This is a genomic window from Serratia sp. S4 (genome assembly GCF_000347995.1).
Classification (GTDB): Bacteria; Pseudomonadota; Gammaproteobacteria; order Enterobacterales; family Enterobacteriaceae; genus Serratia; species Serratia quinivorans.
The window spans coordinates 4,078,785-4,101,415 of the sequence record NZ_KB661120.1 but is presented as its reverse complement, the minus strand read 5'-3'; the positions used below and the strand labels follow the sequence as shown (position 1 = coordinate 4,101,415).

Annotated in this window: 27 protein-coding genes; 13 read left to right on the top strand and 14 right to left on the bottom strand. The window is 56.0% G+C overall.

Annotated elements, in window-relative coordinates; translation table 11 throughout:
- Positions 1-186 precede the first annotated feature (186 nt).
- Together SERS4_RS0119825 and SERS4_RS0119820 are read left to right on the top strand one after the other, a co-directional pair.
- The gene (locus tag SERS4_RS0119825; protein ID WP_017893767.1) at positions 187-1,542 is read left to right on the top strand and encodes a 2-hydroxycarboxylate transporter family protein; all 1,356 of its coding nucleotides are present in this window, start codon (positions 187-189) and stop codon (positions 1,540-1,542) included.
- A gap of 134 nt (positions 1,543-1,676) precedes the next feature.
- Positions 1,677-2,621, top strand: a complete 945-nt coding sequence (locus SERS4_RS0119820; RefSeq protein ID WP_017893766.1) for an MBL fold metallo-hydrolase — start codon at positions 1,677-1,679, stop codon at positions 2,619-2,621.
- A gap of 140 nt (positions 2,622-2,761) precedes the next feature.
- On the opposite strand, the gene SERS4_RS0119815 is transcribed toward SERS4_RS0119820, so the two are convergent.
- A complete protein-coding gene (locus SERS4_RS0119815) occupies positions 2,762-3,655 on the bottom strand; it encodes a LysR family transcriptional regulator (RefSeq protein ID WP_026142506.1) in 894 nt (297 codons plus the stop codon).
- Between the two features lie 123 nt (positions 3,656-3,778).
- On the opposite strand from SERS4_RS0119815, the gene SERS4_RS0119810 reads away from it, so the two are divergent.
- On the top strand, positions 3,779-4,519 hold the full coding sequence (locus SERS4_RS0119810; RefSeq protein WP_017893764.1) for an SDR family oxidoreductase: 741 nt from the start codon (positions 3,779-3,781) through the stop codon (positions 4,517-4,519).
- A 72-nt stretch (positions 4,520-4,591) separates the two neighbouring features.
- Entirely contained in the window at positions 4,592-4,804 is a 213-nt protein-coding gene (locus tag SERS4_RS26560) for a DUF1289 domain-containing protein (protein ID WP_071593041.1), read from the top strand.
- Positions 4,805-4,881: 77 nt separating this feature from the next.
- Here the strand turns inward: SERS4_RS26560 and nrdF are convergent, their stop codons facing one another.
- The 5 genes from nrdF to SERS4_RS0119780 all read right to left on the bottom strand — a co-directional run bounded on the left by nrdF (position 4,882) and on the right by SERS4_RS0119780 (position 9,350).
- Complete coding sequence (gene nrdF, locus SERS4_RS0119800) at positions 4,882-5,853, bottom strand: class 1b ribonucleoside-diphosphate reductase subunit beta (RefSeq protein WP_012146430.1); 972 nt, start codon at positions 5,851-5,853, stop codon at positions 4,882-4,884.
- An 8-nt stretch (positions 5,854-5,861) separates the two neighbouring features.
- On the bottom strand, positions 5,862-8,006 hold the full coding sequence (gene nrdE, locus SERS4_RS0119795; RefSeq protein WP_017893762.1) for a class 1b ribonucleoside-diphosphate reductase subunit alpha: 2,145 nt from the start codon (positions 8,004-8,006) through the stop codon (positions 5,862-5,864).
- Positions 7,988-8,392: a class Ib ribonucleoside-diphosphate reductase assembly flavoprotein NrdI gene (gene nrdI / locus SERS4_RS0119790; RefSeq protein ID WP_017893761.1), complete on the bottom strand. Its 405-nt coding sequence runs from the start codon at positions 8,390-8,392 to the stop codon at positions 7,988-7,990. The genes nrdE and nrdI overlap by 19 nt, the downstream gene beginning before the upstream one ends.
- A gap of 8 nt (positions 8,393-8,400) precedes the next feature.
- The gene (gene nrdH / locus SERS4_RS0119785; protein ID WP_012146427.1) at positions 8,401-8,637 is read right to left on the bottom strand and encodes a glutaredoxin-like protein NrdH; all 237 of its coding nucleotides are present in this window, start codon (positions 8,635-8,637) and stop codon (positions 8,401-8,403) included.
- A 281-nt stretch (positions 8,638-8,918) separates the two neighbouring features.
- A complete protein-coding gene (locus tag SERS4_RS0119780) occupies positions 8,919-9,350 on the bottom strand; it encodes a carboxymuconolactone decarboxylase family protein (protein ID WP_012146426.1) in 432 nt (143 codons plus the stop codon).
- Between the two features lie 96 nt (positions 9,351-9,446).
- Between SERS4_RS0119780 and SERS4_RS0119775 the strand changes: the two genes are divergently transcribed.
- Positions 9,447-10,880 (top strand): PLP-dependent aminotransferase family protein, encoded by a 1,434-nt coding sequence (locus SERS4_RS0119775; RefSeq protein WP_026142505.1) that lies wholly within the window; start codon positions 9,447-9,449, stop codon positions 10,878-10,880.
- A 63-nt stretch (positions 10,881-10,943) separates the two neighbouring features.
- Here SERS4_RS0119775 and SERS4_RS0119770 read toward each other — a convergent pair whose 3' ends face one another.
- Positions 10,944-11,252 (bottom strand): YqjD family protein, encoded by a 309-nt coding sequence (locus SERS4_RS0119770; RefSeq protein ID WP_012146424.1) that lies wholly within the window; start codon positions 11,250-11,252, stop codon positions 10,944-10,946.
- 219 nt (positions 11,253-11,471) lie between these two features.
- Here SERS4_RS0119770 and asr point away from each other — a divergent pair, with 219 nt between their 5' ends.
- A complete protein-coding gene (gene asr / locus SERS4_RS0119765) occupies positions 11,472-11,888 on the top strand; it encodes an acid resistance repetitive basic protein Asr (protein WP_012146423.1) in 417 nt (138 codons plus the stop codon).
- A 182-nt stretch (positions 11,889-12,070) separates the two neighbouring features.
- On the opposite strand, the gene SERS4_RS0119755 is transcribed toward asr, so the two are convergent.
- Both SERS4_RS0119755 and SERS4_RS0119750 read right to left on the bottom strand, forming a co-directional pair.
- Complete coding sequence (locus tag SERS4_RS0119755) at positions 12,071-12,451, bottom strand: hypothetical protein (RefSeq protein WP_017893759.1); 381 nt, start codon at positions 12,449-12,451, stop codon at positions 12,071-12,073.
- Positions 12,451-13,830 (bottom strand): MFS transporter, encoded by a 1,380-nt coding sequence (locus tag SERS4_RS0119750; protein WP_017893758.1) that lies wholly within the window; start codon positions 13,828-13,830, stop codon positions 12,451-12,453. The genes SERS4_RS0119755 and SERS4_RS0119750 overlap by 1 nt, the downstream gene beginning before the upstream one ends.
- Positions 13,831-13,936: 106 nt before the next feature.
- Between SERS4_RS0119750 and SERS4_RS0119745 the strand changes: the two genes are divergently transcribed.
- Complete coding sequence (locus SERS4_RS0119745) at positions 13,937-14,833, top strand: LysR family transcriptional regulator (protein ID WP_017893757.1); 897 nt, start codon at positions 13,937-13,939, stop codon at positions 14,831-14,833.
- Here the strand turns inward: SERS4_RS0119745 and SERS4_RS0119740 are convergent.
- A complete protein-coding gene (locus SERS4_RS0119740) occupies positions 14,793-15,833 on the bottom strand; it encodes a prolyl oligopeptidase family serine peptidase (protein ID WP_017893756.1) in 1,041 nt (346 codons plus the stop codon). The two genes, SERS4_RS0119745 and SERS4_RS0119740, sit on opposite strands and share 41 nt — an antisense overlap.
- Before the next feature lie 129 nt (positions 15,834-15,962).
- On the opposite strand from SERS4_RS0119740, the gene SERS4_RS0119735 reads away from it, so the two are divergent.
- The 3 genes from SERS4_RS0119735 (at position 15,963) to SERS4_RS0119725 (ending at position 18,702) form a co-directional block, all read left to right on the top strand.
- Complete coding sequence (locus SERS4_RS0119735; RefSeq protein ID WP_026142504.1) at positions 15,963-16,976, top strand: AraC family transcriptional regulator; 1,014 nt, start codon at positions 15,963-15,965, stop codon at positions 16,974-16,976.
- 94 nt (positions 16,977-17,070) lie between these two features.
- Entirely contained in the window at positions 17,071-18,261 is a 1,191-nt protein-coding gene (locus tag SERS4_RS0119730; RefSeq protein ID WP_017893754.1) for an MFS transporter, read from the top strand.
- 102 nt (positions 18,262-18,363) lie between these two features.
- The gene (locus SERS4_RS0119725; protein WP_012146416.1) at positions 18,364-18,702 is read left to right on the top strand and encodes a DUF2002 family protein; all 339 of its coding nucleotides are present in this window, start codon (positions 18,364-18,366) and stop codon (positions 18,700-18,702) included.
- 29 nt (positions 18,703-18,731) lie between these two features.
- On the opposite strand, the gene SERS4_RS0119720 is transcribed toward SERS4_RS0119725, so the two are convergent.
- Together SERS4_RS0119720 and SERS4_RS0119715 are read right to left on the bottom strand one after the other, a co-directional pair.
- Positions 18,732-19,178 (bottom strand): DUF1198 family protein, encoded by a 447-nt coding sequence (locus tag SERS4_RS0119720; RefSeq protein ID WP_012146415.1) that lies wholly within the window; start codon positions 19,176-19,178, stop codon positions 18,732-18,734.
- A 66-nt stretch (positions 19,179-19,244) separates the two neighbouring features.
- Positions 19,245-19,583 carry an MbeD/MobD family mobilization/exclusion protein gene (locus tag SERS4_RS0119715; protein WP_012146414.1) on the bottom strand — a complete coding sequence of 113 codons (339 nt, stop codon included), beginning with the start codon at positions 19,581-19,583 and terminating at the stop codon, positions 19,245-19,247.
- A gap of 172 nt (positions 19,584-19,755) precedes the next feature.
- On the opposite strand from SERS4_RS0119715, the gene smrA reads away from it, so the two are divergent.
- A complete protein-coding gene (gene smrA, locus SERS4_RS0119710) occupies positions 19,756-20,328 on the top strand; it encodes a DNA endonuclease SmrA (RefSeq protein WP_017893753.1) in 573 nt (190 codons plus the stop codon).
- 50 nt (positions 20,329-20,378) lie between these two features.
- Here the strand turns inward: smrA and SERS4_RS0119705 are convergent, their stop codons facing one another.
- Positions 20,379-20,792 (bottom strand): DoxX family protein, encoded by a 414-nt coding sequence (locus tag SERS4_RS0119705; protein WP_012146412.1) that lies wholly within the window; start codon positions 20,790-20,792, stop codon positions 20,379-20,381.
- Positions 20,793-20,909: 117 nt separating this feature from the next.
- On the opposite strand from SERS4_RS0119705, the gene SERS4_RS0119700 reads away from it, so the two are divergent.
- On the top strand, positions 20,910-21,188 hold the full coding sequence (locus SERS4_RS0119700) for a GNAT family N-acetyltransferase (RefSeq protein ID WP_012146411.1): 279 nt from the start codon (positions 20,910-20,912) through the stop codon (positions 21,186-21,188).
- A 79-nt stretch (positions 21,189-21,267) separates the two neighbouring features.
- Here the strand turns inward: SERS4_RS0119700 and SERS4_RS0119695 are convergent, their stop codons facing one another.
- Complete coding sequence (locus SERS4_RS0119695; RefSeq protein WP_017893752.1) at positions 21,268-22,002, bottom strand: bifunctional 2-polyprenyl-6-hydroxyphenol methylase/3-demethylubiquinol 3-O-methyltransferase UbiG; 735 nt, start codon at positions 22,000-22,002, stop codon at positions 21,268-21,270.
- A gap of 162 nt (positions 22,003-22,164) precedes the next feature.
- On the opposite strand from SERS4_RS0119695, the gene SERS4_RS0119690 reads away from it, so the two are divergent.
- Positions 22,165-22,617 carry a GNAT family N-acetyltransferase gene (locus SERS4_RS0119690; RefSeq protein WP_017893751.1) on the top strand — a complete coding sequence of 151 codons (453 nt, stop codon included), beginning with the start codon at positions 22,165-22,167 and terminating at the stop codon, positions 22,615-22,617.
- Positions 22,618-22,631 lie beyond the last annotated feature (14 nt).

Here is a 22,631-nt window from a genome sequence, read left to right as displayed (position 1 = left end):
TTGATAACTTTTAAAGTTAAAATAACATTAACACCATTAAAACCACGCTGTATTTTACATAACCTTAATTAACACCATAGAAACCATAACCACCATTAAAAACCCTTTTTTATTTTGAACAAAATCACAGCAGATAATCCGTGCGTTTCTCTATGATGGCTGAACAAACTAATAAGAGGCCAGATTATGAGCACAACAGATGATTCTTACCTCGTCGCCAAAGATAAAGCCGCTGAAATACCGTTGCGTGAAAAATGGTGGCACATACTGGATAACTACAAAGTAGGGATTATTCCGTTGCCGTTCTTTGTTCTGGCCGGCGTACTTATTTTACTTGATTGCCTGGAAGGGAAATTACCCAGCGATATCGTAGTGATGGTCGCAACGCTGGCCTTCTTTGGCTTTGCCTGCGGTGAGTTCGGTAAACGCCTGCCGCTGATCGGCAAAATGGGTGCCGCGGCGATCTGCGCCACCTTTATTCCTTCCGCACTGGTGCATTACGGCCTGCTGCCGGATGTAGTGGTGGAGTCGACCACCAAATTCTATAAGTCGACCAATATTCTGTACCTGTATATCTGCTGCATTATCGTCGGCAGCATTATGAGTATGAATCGTCAGGTGCTGATCCAGGGCTTCCTGCGCATCTTCGTACCGATGCTGTGCGGCGAGATTGCCGGCATGCTGGTGGGCATGGCCGTTGGTATGGCTCTTGGGCTGGAACCCTTCCAGATCTTCTTCTTCCTGATCTTGCCAATCATGGCCGGGGGCGTCGGTGAGGGCGCGATCCCGCTGTCGATGGGCTACGCGGCAATTTTGCATATGGAGCAGGGGGTGGCGTTAGGCCGTATTTTGCCAATCGTGATGCTCGGCAGTCTGACCGCCATTGTGCTTGCCGGCTTGCTGAATCAACTTGGTAAACGCTACCCGCACCTGACCGGTGAGGGCAGCCTGATGCCGAGCAAGCAGGGTGACAGCGAAATGAGCGCGGTGGATAAAATCAGCGGTAAGGTGGATGTCAGTACCATTGCCTGTGGCGCTCTGCTGGCCATTTTGCTGTACATGGTCGGGATGCTGCTGCACCGCATGATTGGCCTGCCTGCACCGGTTGGCATGCTGTTCGCGGCGGTAGCGGTGAAGCTGGCGCACGGTGTTTCCCCACGCATTCAGGAAGGTTCGCAGGTGGTGTATAAGTTCTTCCGCACGGCGGTGACCTACCCAATCCTGTTTGCCGTTGGCGTAGCCATCACCCCATGGCAGGAACTGGTTAACGCCTTCACTCTCCAAAACCTGGTGGTGATTGTCAGCACCGTTTCCACCCTGGTGGCGACCGGTTTCTTCGTTGGTAAAAAAATTGGCATGCACCCGATAGACGTGGCGATTGTCTCCTGCTGCCAAAGCGGGCAGGGCGGTACCGGTGATGTGGCCATCCTGACTGCCGGTAACCGCATGTCGCTGATGCCGTTTGCCCAGATCGCCACCCGTATCGGCGGTGCGATCAACGTCTCACTCTCTTTGTTAGTCCTGGCCAAATTCTTCGTATAACAAAAAAACCTCAGTTTTCTTTGCCTTTCCCCGCCCCCGCGGGGATTTTTTTTGCCTGTGTCATCGCTCTTGCGGGCAGGCTCTGGGTTTTGCGTCAATACTTAGCGCTGCCAAATTTACAATAAGGAGTCGTTATGTTCTGGAAACGTTACCTGCTGGGGGCGGCGCTGGCCGTCATGTCACTGCAAACTCTGGCCGCTGCGCCACAGGTGAAAACCCCCGCGCCGGGTTTTTATCGCATTATGCTGGGCAGCTATGAAGTCACCGTATTGTCCGATGGCATCATCCGTTTGCCGGTGGATAAATTGCTGCTTAACAGCTCGCCAAAGCAGATTGAAAACGCCCTGGCCGAGCGCCATCAGAAACTGCCGGTGGTCACCTCGGTCAATGCCTATCTGATCAACACCGGCACTAAGCTGATCCTGATTGATACCGGTGCCGGCAAGTTGCTGGGGGACGGGTTGGGCAAGCTGGTGGCCAACCTGAAGGCCGCCGGCTATCAGCCGCAGCAGGTGGACGAAATTTATCTGACCCATCTGCATCCGGATCATCTCGGCGGCCTGTCGCAACACGGCAGGGCGATATTCCCGAATGCGGTGGTGCGCGCCAGTCAGCAGGATGCCGATTTTTGGCTGAGCGAGAGCCGATTGAAGCAGGCGAAAAGCGAAGACAGAGCCTCGTTTGAAAGGGCAATGGCGGCGATCAAACCTTATCAGGCTGCCGGACATTTTAAATCTTTCGCCAGTGACGGTGAGTTGTCGCCAGGGATCAGCGCGTTCGCGACTCACGGCCATACGCCGGGGCACAGCATTTATCTGGTCGAGAGCGAAGGTAAAAAGCTGCTGGTGATTGGCGATCTGATCCATGTGGCGGCAGTGCAGCTTCCCGATCCGCGTGTTGCCATAAGTTTCGACAGCGATGCCAAAGCGGCGGTGGCTCAGCGCCTGCGAGTCTTTGGTGATAGCGCCCGGCAGAGTGTGCTGGTGGGCGCTGCGCATCTGTCATTCCCGGGATTGGGTTATCTCAATCAGCAGGGTGAAGGCTACAACTGGGTCCCGCTGGACTACGGCACAATGTAAGCCATTGACCGCCCCGATGGGTAATGCTTGTTATTGTTCCCTCTCCCTCTGGAGAGGGGGACGCCCACTTAAACAACGTCGTACATTCTGATTCAGAACTTTGCTTAACTGACCGGCATTACGCCCTTATGGGCGGTTTTTTAGTGGTTGCCTGCGGCGAACACCTTGCTGAACCAGTCGATAAATACCCGTACCCGGGGGGAAAGTTGGCGGCTGCGGGGATACAACAGCGATACCGGCATTGGCGTGGAAGGGAATTGTGGTAACAGCGGCAGCAGACTGCCGCTGGCCAAATCGTCGCGCAGGTGATAGCGCGGCACCTGAATAATCCCCAATCCCATACGAGCCGCAGCCACCAGGCTTTCCGCCGCGCTGACCGACACCGTGCAGGGCAATATTAGCTGCTGCGGCTGGCCTGCGACGTTAAACTCCAGTGGCATTATGCTGCCGCTGGCCGAGGAGCGAAAACCCACCATGCGGTGCCCTTCAAGTTCATCGATGTCAAGCGGCGTGCCGAAGCGTTGCAGATAGTCCGGTGCCGCGCAGGTCACTTCTTCCAGCTCACCCAGCCGACGCGCCACCATATCGCTGTCTTTCAGTTTACCTACGCGGATCACGCAGTCGATGCCTTCCCGCACCGGATCCACCAGCCGATCGCCTTCGCTCATAAACAATTCGATATCCGGATATTGCGCCAGAAAGTCGGGCAACCCCGGCAGCAGAAAGTGCCGTGCCAGCGTGCCATGCACATCAATGCGCAACAACCCACGCGGTTTTGCACCGGCAAAGGCCATTTCGGCATCTTCGATATCCGCCAGAATAGTCAGGCAGCGCTGATAGTAAGCCTCGCCATCCAGCGTTGGGCTGACGTGGCGAGTGGTGCGCTGCAGCAGCCGCACCTGCAACCTGGCCTCCAGTTGTTTGATGGCATCGGTCACCGTCGAACGTGGCAGAGCCAGATCCTGCGCGGCCTGGGTAAAGCTGCGTTGTTCCACCACGCGGGTGAACAGACGCATGGCATCAATTCTGTCCATGTGATTGTTCGCTTGATTCGAATAGTGATAACGAAGATTAGGGGATTATCCGCCATTGCGAAAGGTGCATGATGATCTCACGCCAGCAAGTCTGCCGGCGCAGCGCCGACGAGGAGAGATCAGATGAACACCACCACCCAACAAGTTGCCATCGTAACCGGTGCATCACGCGGCATCGGTGCCGCCATCGCCGAACGGCTGGCCGCCGACGGAATGACCGTGATCGTCAATTATTCAGGTAATCAGGCTTTGGCCGATCAACTGGTGCGCAAAATCGAGCAAAATGGCGGCCGCGCGCTGAGCGCCAAAGCGGACGTCAGCGATGCCGCAGCGGTGGCAAAAATGTTTGACCACGCCGAACAGGCCTTCGGCGGCGTGGATATTTTGGTCAACAACGCCGGGGTAATTGCATTGGCCCCGGTGGCGGAAATGAGCGATGCCGATGCCGATCGGCTGATCGACATCAACCTGAAAGGCACCTTTAATACTCTGCGTGAAGCGGCGAAACGTCTGCGCGACAATGGCCGCATCATCAACTTTTCTTCCAGCGTGGTTGGGCTGTTGCAGCCGAGCTACGGCATGTACGCCGCCAGTAAGGCCGCCGTTGAGGCGCTGACCAGCGTGCTGGCGAAAGAACTGCGCGGGCGTAATATCACCGTCAATGCGATAGCGCCGGGCCCGACCGCCACCGGATTGTTCCTGGACGGTAAAACGCCGGAGCTTGTCGAACGTCTGGCGAAAATGGCACCGCTGGAGCGTCTGGGCCAGCCGCAGGATATCGCCGCGGCGGTATCATTCCTGGCCGGTGCCGACGGTGCCTGGATCAACGGCCAAACCTTGCGTGCCAATGGTGGCATTATCTGATGCTTGCGGCCGGTTTTTCCGCTGCGGGATCGGGTATCCTGTGGCAGAAAATCCACCGCGAGGAAGCGTTTAATGGTAGGCCGCAGTAGAAGAAGGAAGACGGGCAGTCAGATCGATGATGGCGTCCGTTCGCCCTGCAATAATGTTTGCCAGATCGACACCGAAAAATCGTGGTGCCGTGGCTGTTGGCGCACGCTGGATGAAATCGCCGCCTGGTCGAGCGCCGATGACGATGAAAAGCGAGCCATCTGGCAACGCATCCGCCAGCGTGCAGGAAATATCTAAACCGTAGGGGCGCTGCATGCTGCGCCCGTTCACCGGTTATCGTTATAAGGCGAAGTTATTCGCCCCTGCTATTAACCTCAGAAATCCCAGTCATCATCCTCGGTATTGACCGCTTTACCAATCACGTAAGACGAGCCGGAGCCGGAGAAGAAGTCGTGGTTCTCATCGGCGTTCGGCGACAGCGCAGACAGAATCGCCGGATTGACCTCCGCCATCGACGGTGGGAACAGCGCTTCGTACCCCAGATTCATCAGCGCCTTGTTGGCGTTATAATGCAGGAAGGTTTTCACGTCCTCGGTCCAACCCACCCCGTCGTACAGCTCTTCAGTGTACCGCACCTCGTTGTCATACAGATCCTGCAGCAGGTCGAAGGCGAAGTTTTTCACCTGTTGCCGGCGGGCGGCATCTACCTTCTCCAACCCTTTCTGGAATTTATAGCCAATGTAATAGCCGTGTACCGCCTCGTCGCGGATGATCAGGCGGATCAGATCGGCGGTGTTGGTCAGTTTGGCACGGCTCGACCAGTACATCGGCAGGTAAAAGCCCGAATAGAACAGGAACGACTCGAGGAACACGCTGGCGACCTTCTTCATCAGCGGATCGTCACTGCGGTAGTGGGCCAAAATGATGCTGGCCTTTTTCTGCAGCGCACGGTTTTCCTCGCTCCAGCGGTAGGCGTCGTCGACGTCCGGCGTTTGGCACAGCGTGGAGAAAATCGAGCTGTAGGAGCGGGCGTGTACCGCCTCCATAAAGCTGATATTGGAGTACACCGCCTCCTCGTGCGGCGTAATGGCATCGGCGATCAGCGCGGGTGCCCCGACGGTATTTTGAATGGTATCGAGCAGCGTCAGGCCGGTGAACACCCGGATGGTCAGTTGCTGTTCCTTCGGTGTCAGCGTGGCCCACGAGGGAATATCGTTCGACAGCGGCACCTTCTCCGGCAGCCAGAAGTTGGAGGTCAGACGGTTCCACACCTCCAGATCCTTGTCGTCTTCGATGATGTTCCAGTTGACTGCGCGCACCAGCTGCGCCGGTTTAATGCTATTCATAATTTGCCTCACAGTGCGCAGGACACGCAGCCCTGCACCTCGGTGCCTTCCAACGCCATCTGGCGCAGGCGGATGTAATAAATGGTTTTGATGCCTTTACGCCAGGCGTAAATTTGCGCGCGGTTGATGTCGCGCGTAGTGGCGGTATCGCGGAAGAACAACGTCAGCGACAATCCCTGATCGACGTGCTGGCTGGCGGCGGCATAGGTATCAATGATCTTTTCCGGCCCGATGTCATAGGCATCCTGGTAGTACTCCAGGTTGTCGTTGGTCATATAGGGCGCCGGATAATACACGCGACCAATCTTGCCCTCTTTGCGGATCTCGATGCGTGACACAATCGGATGAATGCTGGAGGTCGAATTATTGATGTAAGAAATGGAACCGGTTGGTGGCACCGCCTGCAGGTTCTGGTTGTACAGCCCGTGCATCATCACTGACTGGCGCAGCGCCAGCCACTCTTCACGGCCTGGAATGGCGATATTGGCGTCGGCGAACAGTGTGCGAACTCGCTCGGTCTGTGGCAGCCAATCCCGCTCGGTGTATTTGCTGAAATACTCACCGGAGGCGTAGGTGGAATCCTCAAAGCCGCCGAAGGCGCTGCCGCGTTCAATCGCCAATTGGTTAGAAGCGCGAATGGCGTGGTAAGCAACGGCGTAGAAATAGATGTTGGTGAAATCAATCCCTTCCTCCGAGCCATAAAAGATGCGCTCGCGTGCCAGATAGCCGTGCAGGTTCATCTGGCCCAGACCGATGGCGTGCGAGCTGCGATTGCCTTCGGCGATCGACGGCACCGAACGAATGTCGCTCATATCTGCTACAGCCGTCAGCGCACGGATCGCGGTGTCGACGGCTTTGCCGAAGTCCGGCGCATCCATGGTTTTGGCGATATTCAGCGAGCCGAGGTTGCAGGAGATATCCTTGCCCACCTGGTCATAGCTCAGGTCATCGTGGTAAGTGCTGGCGCGGTTAACCTGCAAAATCTCCGAGCACAGGTTACTCATATTGATGCGCCCGGCGATCGGGTTCTCACGATTGACGGTATCTTCAAACATCATGTACGGGTAACCAGATTCGAACTGGATCTCCGCCAGCACCTGGAAAAACTCGCGCGCATTGATGCGTGATTTGCGGATGCGCTTGTCATCCACCATTTCGCGATATTTCTCGCTGACGCTGATTTCCGAGAAGGGCACGCCATACACCTGCTCGACGTCATACGGCGAGAACAGGTACATCTCTTCGTTGTTTTTCGCCAGCTCGAAGGTGATATCCGGGATCACCACTCCGAGCGACAGGGTTTTGATGCGGATCTTCTCGTCGGCGTTTTCGCGTTTGGTATCGAGAAAACGCAGGATATCCGGGTGGTGAGCATTGAGATAGACCGCTCCTGCCCCCTGGCGTGCGCCCAGTTGGTTGGCGTATGAGAAGGCGTCTTCGAGCATTTTCATGATCGGAATAACGCCGGAGGATTGGTTCTCAATGCGTTTGATCGGCGCACCGACTTCACGGATGTTGGTCAGCAAAAATGCCACGCCGCCGCCGCGTTTCGACAGTTGCAGCGCAGAATTCACCGCCCGGCCAATCGACTCCATGTTGTCTTCAATGCGCAGCAGGAAGCAGGAAACCAGTTCGCCGCGCTGCTGTTTGCCGCAGTTGAGGAAGGTGGGCGTCGCCGGCTGGAAGCGACCGGAGATCATTTCTTCTACCAAATCCTGCGCCAGTGCGGTATCACCCGCTGCCAGCGTCATGGCGACCATGCACACCCGGTCCTCGTAGCGTTCCAGATAGCGTTTGCCGTCAAAGGTTTTCAGCGTGTAGCTGGTGTAGTACTTAAAGGCACCGAGGAAGGTCTCGAAGCGGAATTTTTTCGCGTAGGCCTGCTGGAACAACTGCTTGATAAAGGCGAAGTCGTATTGCGCCAGTACGCTTTGCTCGTAATAACCTTCTTCCACCAGATAGCGCAGCTTTTCTTCCAGGTTGTGGAAGAACACGGTGTTTTGATTCACGTGCTGCAGGAAGTAGTGCCGCGCCGCCAGTCGATCCTTATCAAACTGGATGCGGCCTTCGGCATCATAAAGATTGAGCATCGCGTTGAGCGAATGATAATCCAGCGCGCTGGTGGTGGGCCTGGTCAGTTCTGTCGTTGCCAAAATGCGGTTACTCCCTGTCGAACGTTTGCAACGTCTTGTGTGGTGCCGAGCAGCTCAAAACGGTAAAGAAAAGGCACCTGACATTTTTTGGCGATGATATCGCCGGCAATGCCGTACGCTGCGCCAAAGTTGGTATTCCCGGCGGCGATGACGCCGCGCAGGAAGGCGCGATTCTGTGGATCGTTGAGAAAGCGGATCACCTGGATCGGCACGGCTCCCACGGCGCTGCCGCCGCCATAGCTGGGCACGATCAAAATATAGGGTGTTTCCATCAACAGTTTGCTGCGGGCACCGGCGATCGGTATGCGCATCGCCGGCAAGCCCAACTTTTCAACGAACCTGTGGGTGTTCTCCGAGCTGCTGGAGAAATAGACCAGCGGGTTCATGGTCGGCCTCAAGGCACCAGGGCGTGAGCCAGTGCGCCAATTTTGTCCGGGCGGAAACCGGACCAGTGATCGTCACCGGCGATAATCACCGGAACCTGCTGATAGCCAAGGGATTTGACATGGCTCAGCGCCTGTTGATCCTGGGTGAGGTCGATCACCTGATAACCAATCCCTTGTTTATCGAATGCGCGATAGGTGGCGTTGCACTGGACACAGTCCGGTTTACTGTAAATAATAATGCTCATGATTCGCATTTACCTTTTAAGCTGAAGGAAAGGCGGAAAGGTCAGATAACGGAGCATTGAACGGCGTTTCTGACGGCGTTACCGACCGCGACATATTCCCTGCGGTTGATGACTTAAATACTATATGTAGATATTTTATTTATCAACCACGCTATATATGGTGTTTTGTTGAGTTTTTCGCGCAGGGTGCAGCGGGGCTGGAAAAGCGGTGGGTAAATTTTTTTTGCAGAGGGTTATTGACGGAAAACCCCTCTCGCCGCGAGAGGGGAAGTGCGGTTTTATCACTGACGCATGCTGATGGCCAGGCGGTTAAAGGCATTCATGATGCTGATGGCGAAGGTCAAATCGGCAATTTCCACGTCGCTGAAGTGCGCCTGCAGTGCTTCAAACGCGCTGTCCGGTGCGCCAGTCGTGGCGATCAGAGTGACGGACTCTGCCCATTCCAGTGCTGCACGCTCGCGCTCACTGAATTCATGGCTAACGCGCCAGCCTGCCAACTGGTCCAGTTTGGCGTTATTGACGCCGCTTTCGCGTAGCGTTTTGCCGTGCATATCCAGGCAGAAGGCACAGCCGTTGATCTGCGAAACACGCATGAACATCAGTTCAATCGTCGCTTTGTCCAGCGCGCCTTTCTCCAGTGCCATCAGGGCGCTCACCATGCTTTTGTACGGTGCGGGGGAGAGTGCGGAATAGTTCAAACGTTGCTTAATCATGGTCAACCTCGGTGTGCGAATAACAGGAACATGACGCTACTTTAACGGTGATATGGACTATACTATAGGGCCATAAAATGATTATTTAACCGGGCCATAATGCGTCAGTTTCTTTCCTCCCTAACGCTGGACAGTCGGCTTGCCGACCCGCTGTACCGGCAGATTTATCTGCGAATTAAAGATGCCATTGCGCAGGGAACTCTGCAGGCGGGCAGTCGGCTGCCTTCGGTTCGTGGACTGGCGAGCGATCTGGGCGTGGCGCGCGCGACGGTAGAAAGTGCCTACGCTCAGCTGATTGCCGAAGGTTTTCTGCAAAGTCGGGGGCAGGCGGGAACCTATGTTTCCCCGCAGTTGCAAAACCTGCCGGTGCGTGCGGCGCTGGCGGTGGAGCCTATGCCAACGGTGACGGCGAATGCGCTGCATCCGAACGGCGCCACACAGCCGTTTCAACTGGGGCTACCGGCGTTGGATGCCTTTCCTCGCGCACTGTGGCAGCGGATTGTCGGCCGCCAGTTGCGCACCAGCCCACTGGCCGCTCTGGCCCATCCTTCAACTCAGGGATTGCCCGAGCTGCGTGCGGCGATCGTCAATTATTTACAGCTTTCGCGCGGCATCAGCTGCCGACCGGAACAGGTGTTTATCTGCGCAGGGTATCAGGCGCTGCTGGATCTGGTGATCGGTACCCTGCTCAAGCCGGACGATCAGGTATGGCTGGAGGATCCGGGCTATCCGGTGACGCTGCCGCTGTTTCAAGCCGCCGGCATGCGGCCGGTGGCGGTGCCGGTTGATGAACAGGGCATGAACATTGCCAGCGGTATGGCCAGGGCGCCTCAGGCACGGATGGCGGTGCTGACGCCGACTCACCAAAGTCCATTGGGGGTTTCGCTTAGCCTGGCGCGGCGCATGGCATTGCTGGAGTGGGCGCAACAGCAGGCGGCATGGGTGATTGAAGATGACTACGACAGTGAGGTTCGTTACCACGGCAGGCCGTTGCCACCGCTGAAAAGTCTCGATCGTCAGGGGCGGGTGCTTTACGCCGGAACCTTCAGCAAAACGTTGTTCCCGGCATTGCGCATGGCGTATTTAGTGGTACCGGCAGGGCAGGTGGAAGCCTTTGGGCGCAGCAGTCGGCTGCGCGGCTGCGGTTGCCCGCCGTTGTTACAGGCCAGCGTGGCGGACTTTATAGAACAGGGGCATTTCTACCGTCACCTGAAACGTATGCGGCCAATCTACCGTCAGCGCAGAGCGTGGCTGGCGCAAGCGCTGGAACAACAGTTGGCGAAATATTTGACGGTGGCGTCGCAGGACGGCGGCATTCAGCTATTGGCTCGTTTTAAACAGGATGGAGAGGATCGGCGCTTGGCGCAGGATGCCTGGCGGTGCGGTCTGTCGGTGCAGGCGCTATCGGACTGGCGAATCACAGAGCCTACAGGTACTGGCTTGCTGATGGGGTTTGCCAACTTTACTCAGCAGAACGAGACGGAGCGTGCGGTGGCCAGATTGGCTGAGTTGTTCAAAGGCAGAAATTAAACGGCCCACGGTTTCCCGTGGGCCAGACGCACATCTGTTTTATCTTTATGACTGCAAGGGGTGTTAACGCCGGGCCAGCAGTACGCCAAGGACGATGCCGACAGCGGCCCCGATCCCAACGCCCTGCCAAGGTTTGTCGCGCACGTAGCTGTCGGCTTGTCCGACGACATCGCGGGCGTGCTGTGTCAAATTGCTGGAGCCATTGAAGCGCGCACGGGCATCGCGTAAAACGCCTTTTGCCTTGCTGTGCAGCTCTTTCAGTTCCTCCTTGGTCTTGTCACCGGATTCGCGTAGCACCTCATCCAGCGTATCCGCCAGCAGGGTGACGTCTTGATCGATGTCGCGTTCTACTTTTTCTGATCTCTTAAACATTCGATTCTCCGTTTCGACACATGTCTTTTAAGTGTAGACCATTATTTAAAATGTGTTGGCGATCACGGAAAAAAACGGCCTGTCCGATGGTCATACTGTCGCTGTACATTTGGTTACTCGGCGAAACCAATCACTCACGGAAGCGGCTCATCGATTCCTCTAGTATCTGCTTCAACGGCCCAACGGGGCTTACTGAAAAAACACTCTGAGGAATTAAAGATGAAAAAAGTATTAGCCCTGATCGTTGCTGCTACCATGGGTCTGTCTTCTGTTGCCTTCGCTGCCGATGCAGTAGCTCCGGCGGCTGCGGCTCCAGCTGCAACCACTACCGCTGCACCAGCCGCTGCTGCTACCAAGGCACCAGCTAAAGCCACTCACCATAAGAAAGCGCACAAGAAAGCCCCAGCTCAGAAAGCTCAGGCCGCTAAAAAGCACCACAAAGCGACCAAGAAAGCCCCAGCACAGAAAGCCCAGGCCGCCAAAAAGCACCACAAAGCGACCAAAGCCGCTCCAGCACAGAAAGCCCAGGCCGCTAAAAAGCACCACAAAGCGACCAAGCCAGCTGCAGCTCAAAAAGCCCAGGCTGCTAAAAAACACCACAAAGCCACCAAAAAAGCAGCTCCAGCCGCTAAATAAGTGAAGTCTGCGGTACCGCAGCATCCAGACAGTATTTAAACACCCGGTTTTGCCGGGTGTTTTCTTTTGAGGGCTAGCTCATGATGATCAATCGTTATTTATTCGAAGTGATTTTCAGCGCCGTCACCCTGTGTGGGCTGATTGTCGCCTGGGAGCTGTTCCTGGCCGACGGTTTTCTCTGATTACTGCGCCAGCGTGGTTTCATGCAGGTGCCGCCAACCCAGCCCGGTTTGGGTCTGTTCGAACACCACGGTGGAGTTGCGTAGCGTTGCCGCCTGTCCCGGCAACATTTGCTTTTCACGGTAGCTGACCACCGCACCGGTCGGCCATTCGGCCACCAAAGTCATCTCTTCTATAGTGATTTCCAGCCCCGGTTTAGCGGCGCGATGCGCGTGGAAAAAGGCGCTCAGTGCGGCGAAATCCAGCCGACTGCCGTTTAGCGCGATCATGCTGAACGCCGGGTCAAAACGTGCCAATAAGGCCTGTTCTTCCCCTGCACCTTTCTCCAGCCAGTTTTCAATGGCGACATGAGCGTCGATCACTTCGGTAAAATAGCGGTTCATCAGTTTTCCTGTTGAGTATTGAGATGGCGCACGATGGCGCGGTTAGCGATGCGCAGACACAGCAGCAGTGGGATCAGCGTGCTGGCGGCGGCCAGGTAAAAACAGCTTTGGTAAGCGACGGCGGGGGAAAAATGTTCAAGCAGCAGATTCAGCAGCAGGCTGAGCAGGGCGACCCCCAGGCAAAAACTGAGCTGTCGATTGATATTCCACAGTGCGCTGGCATCCGCCAGTTGCTCATCGGCAATCTGCAGGAAAGCGCTGCTTTGCGCGGTGCTGCTGCACAGGCTGCCGCCAAAGCCCATCAGGGCGAAGGCCGCCAGCTGCAACCCATGATCCCCGGCATGGGTAATTTGCGACAGCGCCAGAATGCCCAGCCCCTGCAGCAGGCAACCGGCGATAAACAGCGGTCGTGGGCCAAGGCGGTTAAACTTCTTGCCGGTCAGCGTGATGGCCAAAAACGAGGCCAGCGACCAGGGCACCATCAGGCTGCCGACCTGTGCGGCGTGCATGCCCAATTGATTTTGCAGATATAGCATGGCGACCAGGCTGACGCCGATAAACAGGCCGGGAATGCATTGATAAATCATCATTGAAGTGCGCAGTAACGGATCCTGCATCAGCCGCAAATTCAGCAGCGGTTGGGCAATGCGCAGACTGCGTCGCAGGTAATAGGCCAGCATCAGTGCCCCGGCAGCCAATAACACCATGCCCTGCGCCAGGCCATCGGCTTCACCCAGCCGGGTCAGACCCAGCAGGATTAGCGTCAGCGCAGCGCAGGCGCTGAGCAGCCCATTGAGATCGAGCGGCCTGCGCTGCGGATCGGCCGCCTGCGGGCGTAACCATAGCGCGGCCAGCAGCAACGCCAGCGCCGCCAGCGGTAGGTTGGCGAAGAACACCCAACGCCAGTCAAGGCTGTCGACAATCAACCCGCCCAGCGCCGGTGACAGCGCCGGTGCCAGCAGGCCGACCAGCATAATGGCGGCGGAAAGCCCGGCGCGTTCGTGGCTGCGATACAGTTGATAGGTCAGCGTTTGGCCGATAGGGATCAGCAAACCGCCGCCCATACCTTGCAGTACCCGCCAACCAATCAACTCGCCAATGGAGCTGGCGTAGCCCGCCGCGGTTGTCGCCAGCATAAACAGCGTCAGCGACAACAAAAATACCCGTCGTCCGCCGATGCGCTGTGCCAGCCAGGCGCTGAGCGGGATCACCAGCGTCAGGCCGAGAATATAACCGTTACTGACCCAGGCCAGTTCACCGACCGAAGCCTGCAGCGCATGGCCGATCGACGGATAAGCGACATTGGCGATAAACATGTTGATCAGATCGACAAAAAATCCGAGCAGATAGACGATTGCGACTTTGATGCGATAGGGCATGAGGCCTCCGGTTGAAGGCCCGCAGTGTAGCGGGTGGGAAACTGCGGATAAATCGGCTGCGAACGATTACACTGTCAAAATAATTTTGACAGTAACGGACAACACTATGCTTAACCTGCAGCGTTTGGCGATCTTTGTGGCGGTGGTGGATGCGGGCAGCTTCACCGCCGCAGCGGTGGCATTGGGGCAAACCAAGGCGGTGGTCAGTTTCAATGTCAAACAGTTGGAAAGCGAGTTGGGCGTCTCGTTGCTGGTGCGCAGCACCCGGCGGTTGGCGTTGACCGATGCCGGTGAACGCTTTTATCAACGCTGCCTGCGGCTACTGCAAGACGCGGAGAATGTGCTGGATGACGTGCGCCGCGATCACCACGGCCTGAGCGGGGTATTGCGTATCACCACCACGCCGGAGTACGGCGCACAGGTGGTGGTACCGGCGCTGGCGGCATTTTCCCAGTTGCATCCGCGCTTGCGCATTCAGCACGTTTCTTCTTCTTATCATGCCGATTTGATTTCGGAGCGCTTCGACGTGGCGATCCGGCTGGGGCAACTGGCGGACTCCAGTCATCACGCAGCGCGGCTCGACAGCTTTGCCATCCTGCCGGTCGCCTCACCGGCGTATCTGGCCCGCCATCCTGTTGGCTCGCTGGCGCAACTGGCGCAGGCGCAGTGGATTGCCCACAGCCGCCTTAGTTCACCGTTGAGCTGGCAGGTGATTACCCCGGAACGGCAGGCGGTGCTGTTCAAGGTTGAAGACGCCGCCACACTGATGGGGGACAGCGCCGCTGCACTGCTGGCTTTTGCCCTGCACGGTGCCGGGGTGGCATTGCTGCCAGAATGGCTGGTGCGACCCGCCATTGCCGAAGGCAAGCTGTGCCCGCTGCTGGCAGACCATCAATTCCCGACACAAAGCATTTATGCACTGTATCCAAACACGCGTCACGTGCCGGAAAAGGTGCGGGCGTTTATTGATTTTCTGCGGGCGCGGGTAGCCACGGGCGAATAAACGTCATTATGGCTGCCACTGTCTTCTGGTGTACCCACTCACGCTGCGTATTGGAGGAAGCGCATAACACCGCCGCATCTTTCTCCTCTGCTGCCAGAATTTGACGGCCATTCGGCTGACAAAGCGGAATAAAATCGAAATGGTTACCGTTCGACAGCCGTAGTGCATCAATCGGTTGCTGCCCTGCGTCTTTGGCCAGTGCGGCACCGCCAAGGCCGGGTATCCGGCTGTCTGGTTCGAAACCTTGAGGTTCGATGACCAATAAAGGGGCATTGAGCCGACGCAGGCTGGCAGGCAACAGATAAGGCACCATGCCGGGATCGAGGGCAACGGCAAAGCGGATGCGCGGGTCGGTATAATCCGCATCAAATTGCCGGGCGGAAAGCGCAGCCAAATCAACCTTGGCCTGGGTATAAAACTGGCAGTTGGGTGACTGTGGGGCCTGTCGGCAGCCGCTGATGAAATCGGCCAGCCGAACTCGTCCGCCGATGGCGGCAATGGCACTGTAACCGCCCTTGGAGTGGCCGATAACGCCAATCATCTGGCGATTAATGACTTTATCCCACTGGGGAGCGGCGGTGATGGCGCTGATCAAGGCGGAAATATCTTCGGCCTGTAACCACAATTCGGCGGAGAGCGCCGGGACAGAGTTACCGGTGGTGCTGCCGGGGTGATTGGCCGCCACCACGATCACTCCCTGTTGGGCTAATGCCGCCGCCAGCCAGCCCTGACTGCTGTTATTACCGCCGCTGCCATGGCTGATAACGATCAGCGGGAAACGTCCACTGGCCACAACGGCATCCGGTTGGCTGTTGATACCGGTAAAGACCGGATTCGCCCCGATGGCCCTTTGTTGAGCGGTCTCGGTGGTGGGGTAGTAAATTCGGCTGTTCAACGAACGTGAACCGGCCTGGAAGACTTGATCGTGGGTGGCGACCTGATAAGGGGTAGCGCTGGCAACGCCGCACAGCAATATCCACAACAACAACGCTCTGTTCATTTTCACTCCTCAAGATGTTGACCTTGCGAGGGTGGCATTGGCGGCGCTATCCGGCGACCTCGATCGCGATCCGGGTCGTTAAATGATTGTTTTGACAGTACACTGCCGGTTCTGTGTGAACACAACAAGATGCCGATAATGCCACTTATTCCGCTTACTTTTCTGTTTGGTTTGCTGTGCCTGGGGCTGTTGTACCGCCTGGGACGACCGCGGGCGCAGCTTTGGGTTTTCCAGCTATTGCTGCTGTTATGCGCCTGGCAAAGTCTGCTGGTGGGTGTCCGCTACGGCTATGGCGTGACGCAACTTAACCGGTTGCAACCGTTCGGCGCGGTGGCGATCCCTGCGTTGACCTATCTGGCCTTTCTGGTCAGTACCCAGGGTCGGCTTCGCTGGCGTGAGGTTGGGCACCTGACGCCGCTGGGCCTGACGCTGTTAGCCAGTCTGATCGCGCCTTTTTGGCTGGATACCTTGATTGTTAGCGCTTATCTGGGTTACGGCCTGGCACTGCTGTACGCGTTGCGGCGCGGCGAGAACGGCTTACAGCAGGTGGCGCTGGCGGAAAGTTGGCTCAGTTACCGGTTGTGGCGCGGTCTGGGCATGCTGTTAATAGCCATCGCGCTGGCCGAACTGGTGATTGCACTCGATTTCTCACTGTTCGATGGCCGGCACGCTGCTGTGCTGGCGACCCTCGTTAACGTGCTGGTGGCCTTGAGCCTTTATCTGGTGCTGTCCCGTAGCCGTCCCCTGGACAACCCGGTGGAGCCGCTGCCGGAGCCGACGCCGGAGGCCACCGAGGACGAAGAGCAACTGGCTGAGTGGTTTGACCGGGTACAACAGCGGTTGCTGCAGGATGATCTTTATCTGGAGCCTGAGCTGAACCTGGCCCGATTGGCGCGCAAAGTGGGCTTGCCGGCGCGTCGGGTGTCACAAGCCATCAATCGGCATGCGGGCATGAATGTGTCGCAATATGTGAATCAGCTGCGTGTCCACCAGGCGGCGCAATGGCTGCTTGCCAGTGATGATCCGGTGACCGATATCATGCAGGCGGCAGGCTTTACCACCAAGTCGAACTTTAACCGTGAATTTTTGCGTATTTATAGTGTTAATCCGAGCGAATGGCGCAGGCAACAAACGCGTAGTTAAATAATAATTCGTTATAACTCTCACATTTATCATCGGATCCCATCGGGGTATGCTGAGCACTGTTGCTTACCCCGTTCGATGCGAGCCACCTTCGATGACCGCAATCAGTTCCAAAGAAAACCATCTCCAACTGAATAAACGTATTTTGTCGGTCGTGATGTTCACCTTCGTTTGTTACCTGACCATCGGCCTGCCGTTGGCGGTGCTGCCTGGGTTTGTGCATAACGATCTGGGCTACAACTCGGTACTGGCCGGTTTGATTATCAGCGCCCAGTATTTCGCTACCTTGTTTAGCCGCCCGCATGCCGGACGCTATGCCGATCAGCTCGGGCCGAAAAAGGTGGTGCTGTTCGGCCTGGCCTGCTGCGGTGCAAGCGGCCTGTTTTACGCTGCGGCTTTTTGGTTCAGCGGCCTGCCGTTGCTGAGTTTAATCCTGCTATGCGTCGGGCGGGTGTTTCTTGGCGTCGGTGAAAGCTTTGCCAGTACTGGTTCCACGCTGTGGGGCATTGGTCTGGTGGGGCCGCTGCATACCGCCCGGGTGATCTCGTGGAATGGGGTAGCGACATACGGTGCCATGGCGGCCGGAGCGCCACTGGGCGTTTATCTCAACCAGCATTGGGGATTGGCCGGGGTGGCGGCGCTGATTGTGCTGGCGGTCGCGATTTCGTTGTGGCTGGCGAGCGGTAAGCCCAATGTGACGATCGCCGCCGGTCAGCGCATTGCCTTTAGCGCCGTGTTTGGCCGCATCTGGGCTTACGGCCTGGGGTTGGCGATGGGCACCGTGGGTTTTGGCGTGATCGCCACTTTCATTACCCTCTACTATGCTGATAAGGGCTGGAGCGGGGCCGCGTTCTCACTGACGCTGTTCAGCGTTGCCTTTGTCGGTATCCGCCTGATATTTAGCCAGACGATTAATCGCCACGGCGGCTTGAAAGTTACGCTGGTGTCGTTCCTGATTGAGATTATCGGGTTGTTGATGATTTGGCAGGCTGGCGATCCGCTGATGGTGCAGGCCGGGGCTTTGTTGGCCGGTGCCGGTTTCTCGCTGGTGTTCCCGGCGCTGGGCGTGGAGGCGGTGAAACAGGTGCCGCAGCAGAATCAGGGTACCGCGCTGGGCACCTACTCGGCGTTTCTCGATCTGGCGCTGGGGATCACCGGGCCGTTGGCCGGTTTGCTGATGAGCCGCATGGGCGTGCCATCAATCTATCTGGCGGCGGCTCTGATAGTGTTTCTGGGCGTGCTGTTGACGCTGCGCTTGCTGCTGCAAAACCGGCAAAATCTATAGTTAAGGATTATTCCTAAACCCACATCCATACCGAAAAATTTATTGTTTCATCTCATGATTACGGTAAGGTCGCTCAGCGGTCCAGAACGAGAGGAGAAATCGATGTATTTACGGCCGGATGAAGTGGCTAGAGTGTTGGAGAATACTGGCTTTGAGCGTGATTATGTCACCGACCAGTCTTATGGTTACCGCAAGGGTGAGCACTACGTTTATGTGAATCGTGAGGCGCGGATGGGCAGAACCGCGTTGGTGATCCACCCGGCGCTGAAAGAGAAAAGCGTGCATTTTGCCACGCCGACCTCGCCGGTGCGCATCAGCAATCAGTACCTTGAGTTTCCCCTGGATTTAAGCAGCGATGCCCCGAGTGCGCGTTACGGCATTCCCCACGGCTTCAGCTCGCGTGATGCGCTTTCGCGCTATATCTACAGCATGTTCCAGTAATGCCTCCCCCGCCAGCGGGGGACACAATTTTACCAATTCGCAATCGCTTCCTGATTAAAACGCTCATTGTAAGCGCGGCGAAACTGCGCCAGTTCGAAAGCGTCGATATCCAGATCGGCAAAGTAAAACAGCGCGGCCTCGGTGTGTTCGGCATGCAGCTCCGGCGACAGCCCGGCGCGTATCAGCGTTTCCCGCCACAGAGCTATCTGGTGGTCATCCGCCTGTTTGATAAAGGTCAGATAGATAAACAGCAAATAGGCCGCCTGGTGCATCTCTTCGGTGTAACCGTTGTTCAGCACGCGGATAAACGTCTGGCTATTGCGGCTGCCCATCTCCTGAATCATGGATTCAATCAGCATCGGTTTTACTTTCAGCAGGTGGGCCAGAGAGTCAATGGCTTTGCGAGTATCGGAAGTCAGAATGCGGTAACCAATAATAAATACAACGATCAGGGCAGCGATGATGATCCAGGTCATTTATGATTTATTACACTCTCATTGCGCCAGTATTTGGCAGGAGGCGCTGCGTGACAGCGCCCGGTATCAACGCTGTTCGCCGCTGAAATTGTCGGCTGCCCGCTGTTGATGACGCAGGTGGTGGTTGAAGGTGGCTGCATCCTTGGCCAGCGCGTCCAGATGGGCGCCCAGCATTTTGATTTGCTTCACTAACGCGTGCTGCTCCGGCACTGAACTGGCGGTGCTCAGCTTGCGCACCAGCTGCTCATTTTGCATACGCAATGCGACTTCACGCTGTTTAGCCTCTTCCAGCAACTGCTGCAGTGCCTGATAGCTGTGCTGCCATTCACGGTGCTGCTTTTCGAAGCTGGCCTGCAACTCGCTCATGGCATTTTGAAACTGGGTTTCCAGCTCGCGCATTTTCATGGGATCGATCCTTTGCGGCACTCAATAATGGTTTAGCAGTATAACGAAAACTGCACAGAACCTCACCCGTTGACGACAATTGCGGAAAATTCCCGGCTTGCAACCGCGGCAAGCCGTCTTACAATCAGGTTCATCCCCGGCATTAAAGGCCCAGTCTGAGAGTGGCAGAATGATGAGCAACCAGGACAAAGACTTTTTTGAACAGGCGATGGCGGATGTCATCCCGTTATCCAGCGCCCCCGAGACCCTGTACCTTAAACCGCAGGAAACTATGGATAAAAGTGCCCGGCGTGAGGCGCAGGCGCTGCGGCAGGAAAACTTTCTCAGCACCGGCTTTCTCGAACTGATCCCTTGCGAAGTCCCGCTGGAATACAAAGGCGAGGGTATTCAGCAGGGGGTACTGGACAAACTGAGCCATGGCCGCTATCCGCCGCAGGCCAGCCTGAACCTGCTGAAACAATCGGTGGAGGCTGCGCGGCAGGCGCTGTTTCGCTTTATTTTGCAGGCAGAAAAGCAAAACCTGCGTTCGCTGCTGATTGTCCACGGCCGTGGGCGTGAAGAAGAGAGCCATGCCAATATCATTCGCAGCTATCTCGCCAAGTGGCTGGCACAGTTTGAACAGGTGCAGGCTTTTTGCCGGGCGCAGCCGCGTGACGGCGGTGAAGGTGCCTGCTATGTCACGCTGCGCAAATCGGCGCAGGCCAGGGCGGATAATTTCGAGCGCCACGCCAAGCGCAGCCGTTAGGGGATTGTGGAACAGCAGCAGCCGGCAGCGTTGCCGCCGGCTGGAATAGGCTATTTATTAAAGAATTTATGGTCCAGCGAATAACGCCCGGCACCGGTGACCGCCAGCAACAGCAGCCCGCCGATAATGCTGATATTTTTAAAGAAGTTTATTTCGTTGCCCATCATTTCCATGCCGGTCATTTTCCAGAACGGGTGACCGATAAAAGCGGTGCCCAGGACATAGACGGCAAAAATAACCGCAATAGGCCGGGTAAATAATCCGAGAATAAGCGCGATGCCAAAAAAGAACTCAACCACCACGGCGATAATCGCCGCCAAATAGGGCATTGGCGTGCCATAACCTTCCATTGCGCTAACGGTTGCACCAAAACCGATCAATTTCATCCAACCAAAAATGATAAACAGGATCATCAATAAGATTCGGGATAGCAGAATAACGCCGTCTTTTGAGCCTTCACCCATTTTGAACTCCTCAGCCACTGTCAAAATTATGTTGTGTTACTGATTAAATAGTAGACTAATATCAGGTTTGTTCTAGCGTTCACCCACAGTTATGCACTTTTAAAATGGGATAAATTTATGGATCTTGAAATTCTGGCAGACGAGAAACGTTTTTATATAAACGATCGGCAGGGAAAAATGATCGCCGAGATATCCTTTGTGCCGAGCGGAGACAAATTAACCATTATCGATCACACCTGGGTGGATGAGGTATTGAAAGGTCAGGGCGTCGGTAAAAAACTGGTGGCGCTGGTGGTGGCGAAAATGCGGGCGGAAAACCGTAAAATTATTCCGCTGTGCCCGTTCGCCAAACATGAGTTTGACACCACGCCGGAATATCAGGATATCCGTGCCTGAAGGCTGAGTCATAGGTGACTTTGGGGGAGGCAGCCTCCCCAATATTGGATATGTTAAGGATTTACTGTGGCAGGAATAACTACGCGGGTTTATGGGCGGCCAGAATAAAAATCATCGGGCGTTCTTTCTCTTCGTCCAGCGCGGGGTTTTCTGCGATTTGCTGTGCCGAAGGGCCCCATTCATTGAGATAACTCACGACGAAACCTTGCTGCACCAGCAGATTAAGGTAACTGCCGAGCATGCGATGCTGCTTGATCACTCCTTCCGCCAACCAGTTTGAAATACGTTGCCCCTCCTGCTGATAACCGTTGACCGGCCAGGATTTTTTCCCGTTTTCGTCAACCAACCAGCCCTGCTGTTTTGGGGCGGTGTAAATCGGGTGTTCGGCGGTGAAAATAAACTGCCCGCCCGGCACCAGCGCCTGATAAACCGTGGCGAACAGCCGTGCCAGATCTTTGATGTAGTGCAGCGTTAGTGAGCTGTAAGCCAGATCAAAAGACAGCGATGGCAGTTGAAGCTGTTCCAGATCCTGTTGGCGGTATTCAATACCGCTATCCTCTGTCATCGTCCGTGCCTTATCGAGCATTTTCTCCGACAGATCTAAGCCCAAAACGCTGGCGGCGCCCTGTTCACGTGCGCTGCGGCAGAACCAGCCATAACCACAGCCAAGATCGACCACTTTTTTACCCTGCAAGTCCGGCAGGATGCTACGGATGCTTTGCCATTCCGGTGCGCCATCCAGCCCGTGCACCGAGCGGCTGAGCTGGGCATAACCGTCGAAAAACGCCTGATTGTCATAAATATTCTGTGTCATAACGACTCCTGTTGGGGATAAACCGCTGCCGGATATTTGGGCAGTGCTACCATAGTATCCGCACATCCAACTGATTCCCATAATAAAGGTAGTGATAACCCGTGTAGGCTGTCGCATAATCGTCGACCGGAAAAAGCATGAAAACTAACCTCAGGAACGGATATGAAGATGATTTCGGTGCGTCAGTTACCCGAGTTTAAATCTCAGGCGATTCGCTACTTCCAACAACATTGGGCCACGGAAGAGACCCTGATAATGTATGAGGATGCCATCACCCGATGCATTGGCGCGGTCAATCCGTTGCCGCAGTGGTATTTGTTAATGGATAACGAACAAATTCTGGGCTGTGCTGGGCTGATCACCAATGACTTTATTAGCCGTGGTGAACTTTATCCCTGGCTGTGTGCGCTGTATGTGGAGCCGCAGCACCGCGGGCGCGGTTATGGCTCACAACTGATTAATCATGTGGCGGAGGAGACGCGCAAGTTCGGCTTCCCGCAGTTGCATTTGTGCACCGATCTGGAAGGCTACTACGAGAAACAGGGGTTTGCCTTCAATGGGCTGGGCTATCACCCCTGGGGTGAGGCTTCGCGAGTGTATACGCGGACATTGTGAAAAGCCCGACATCT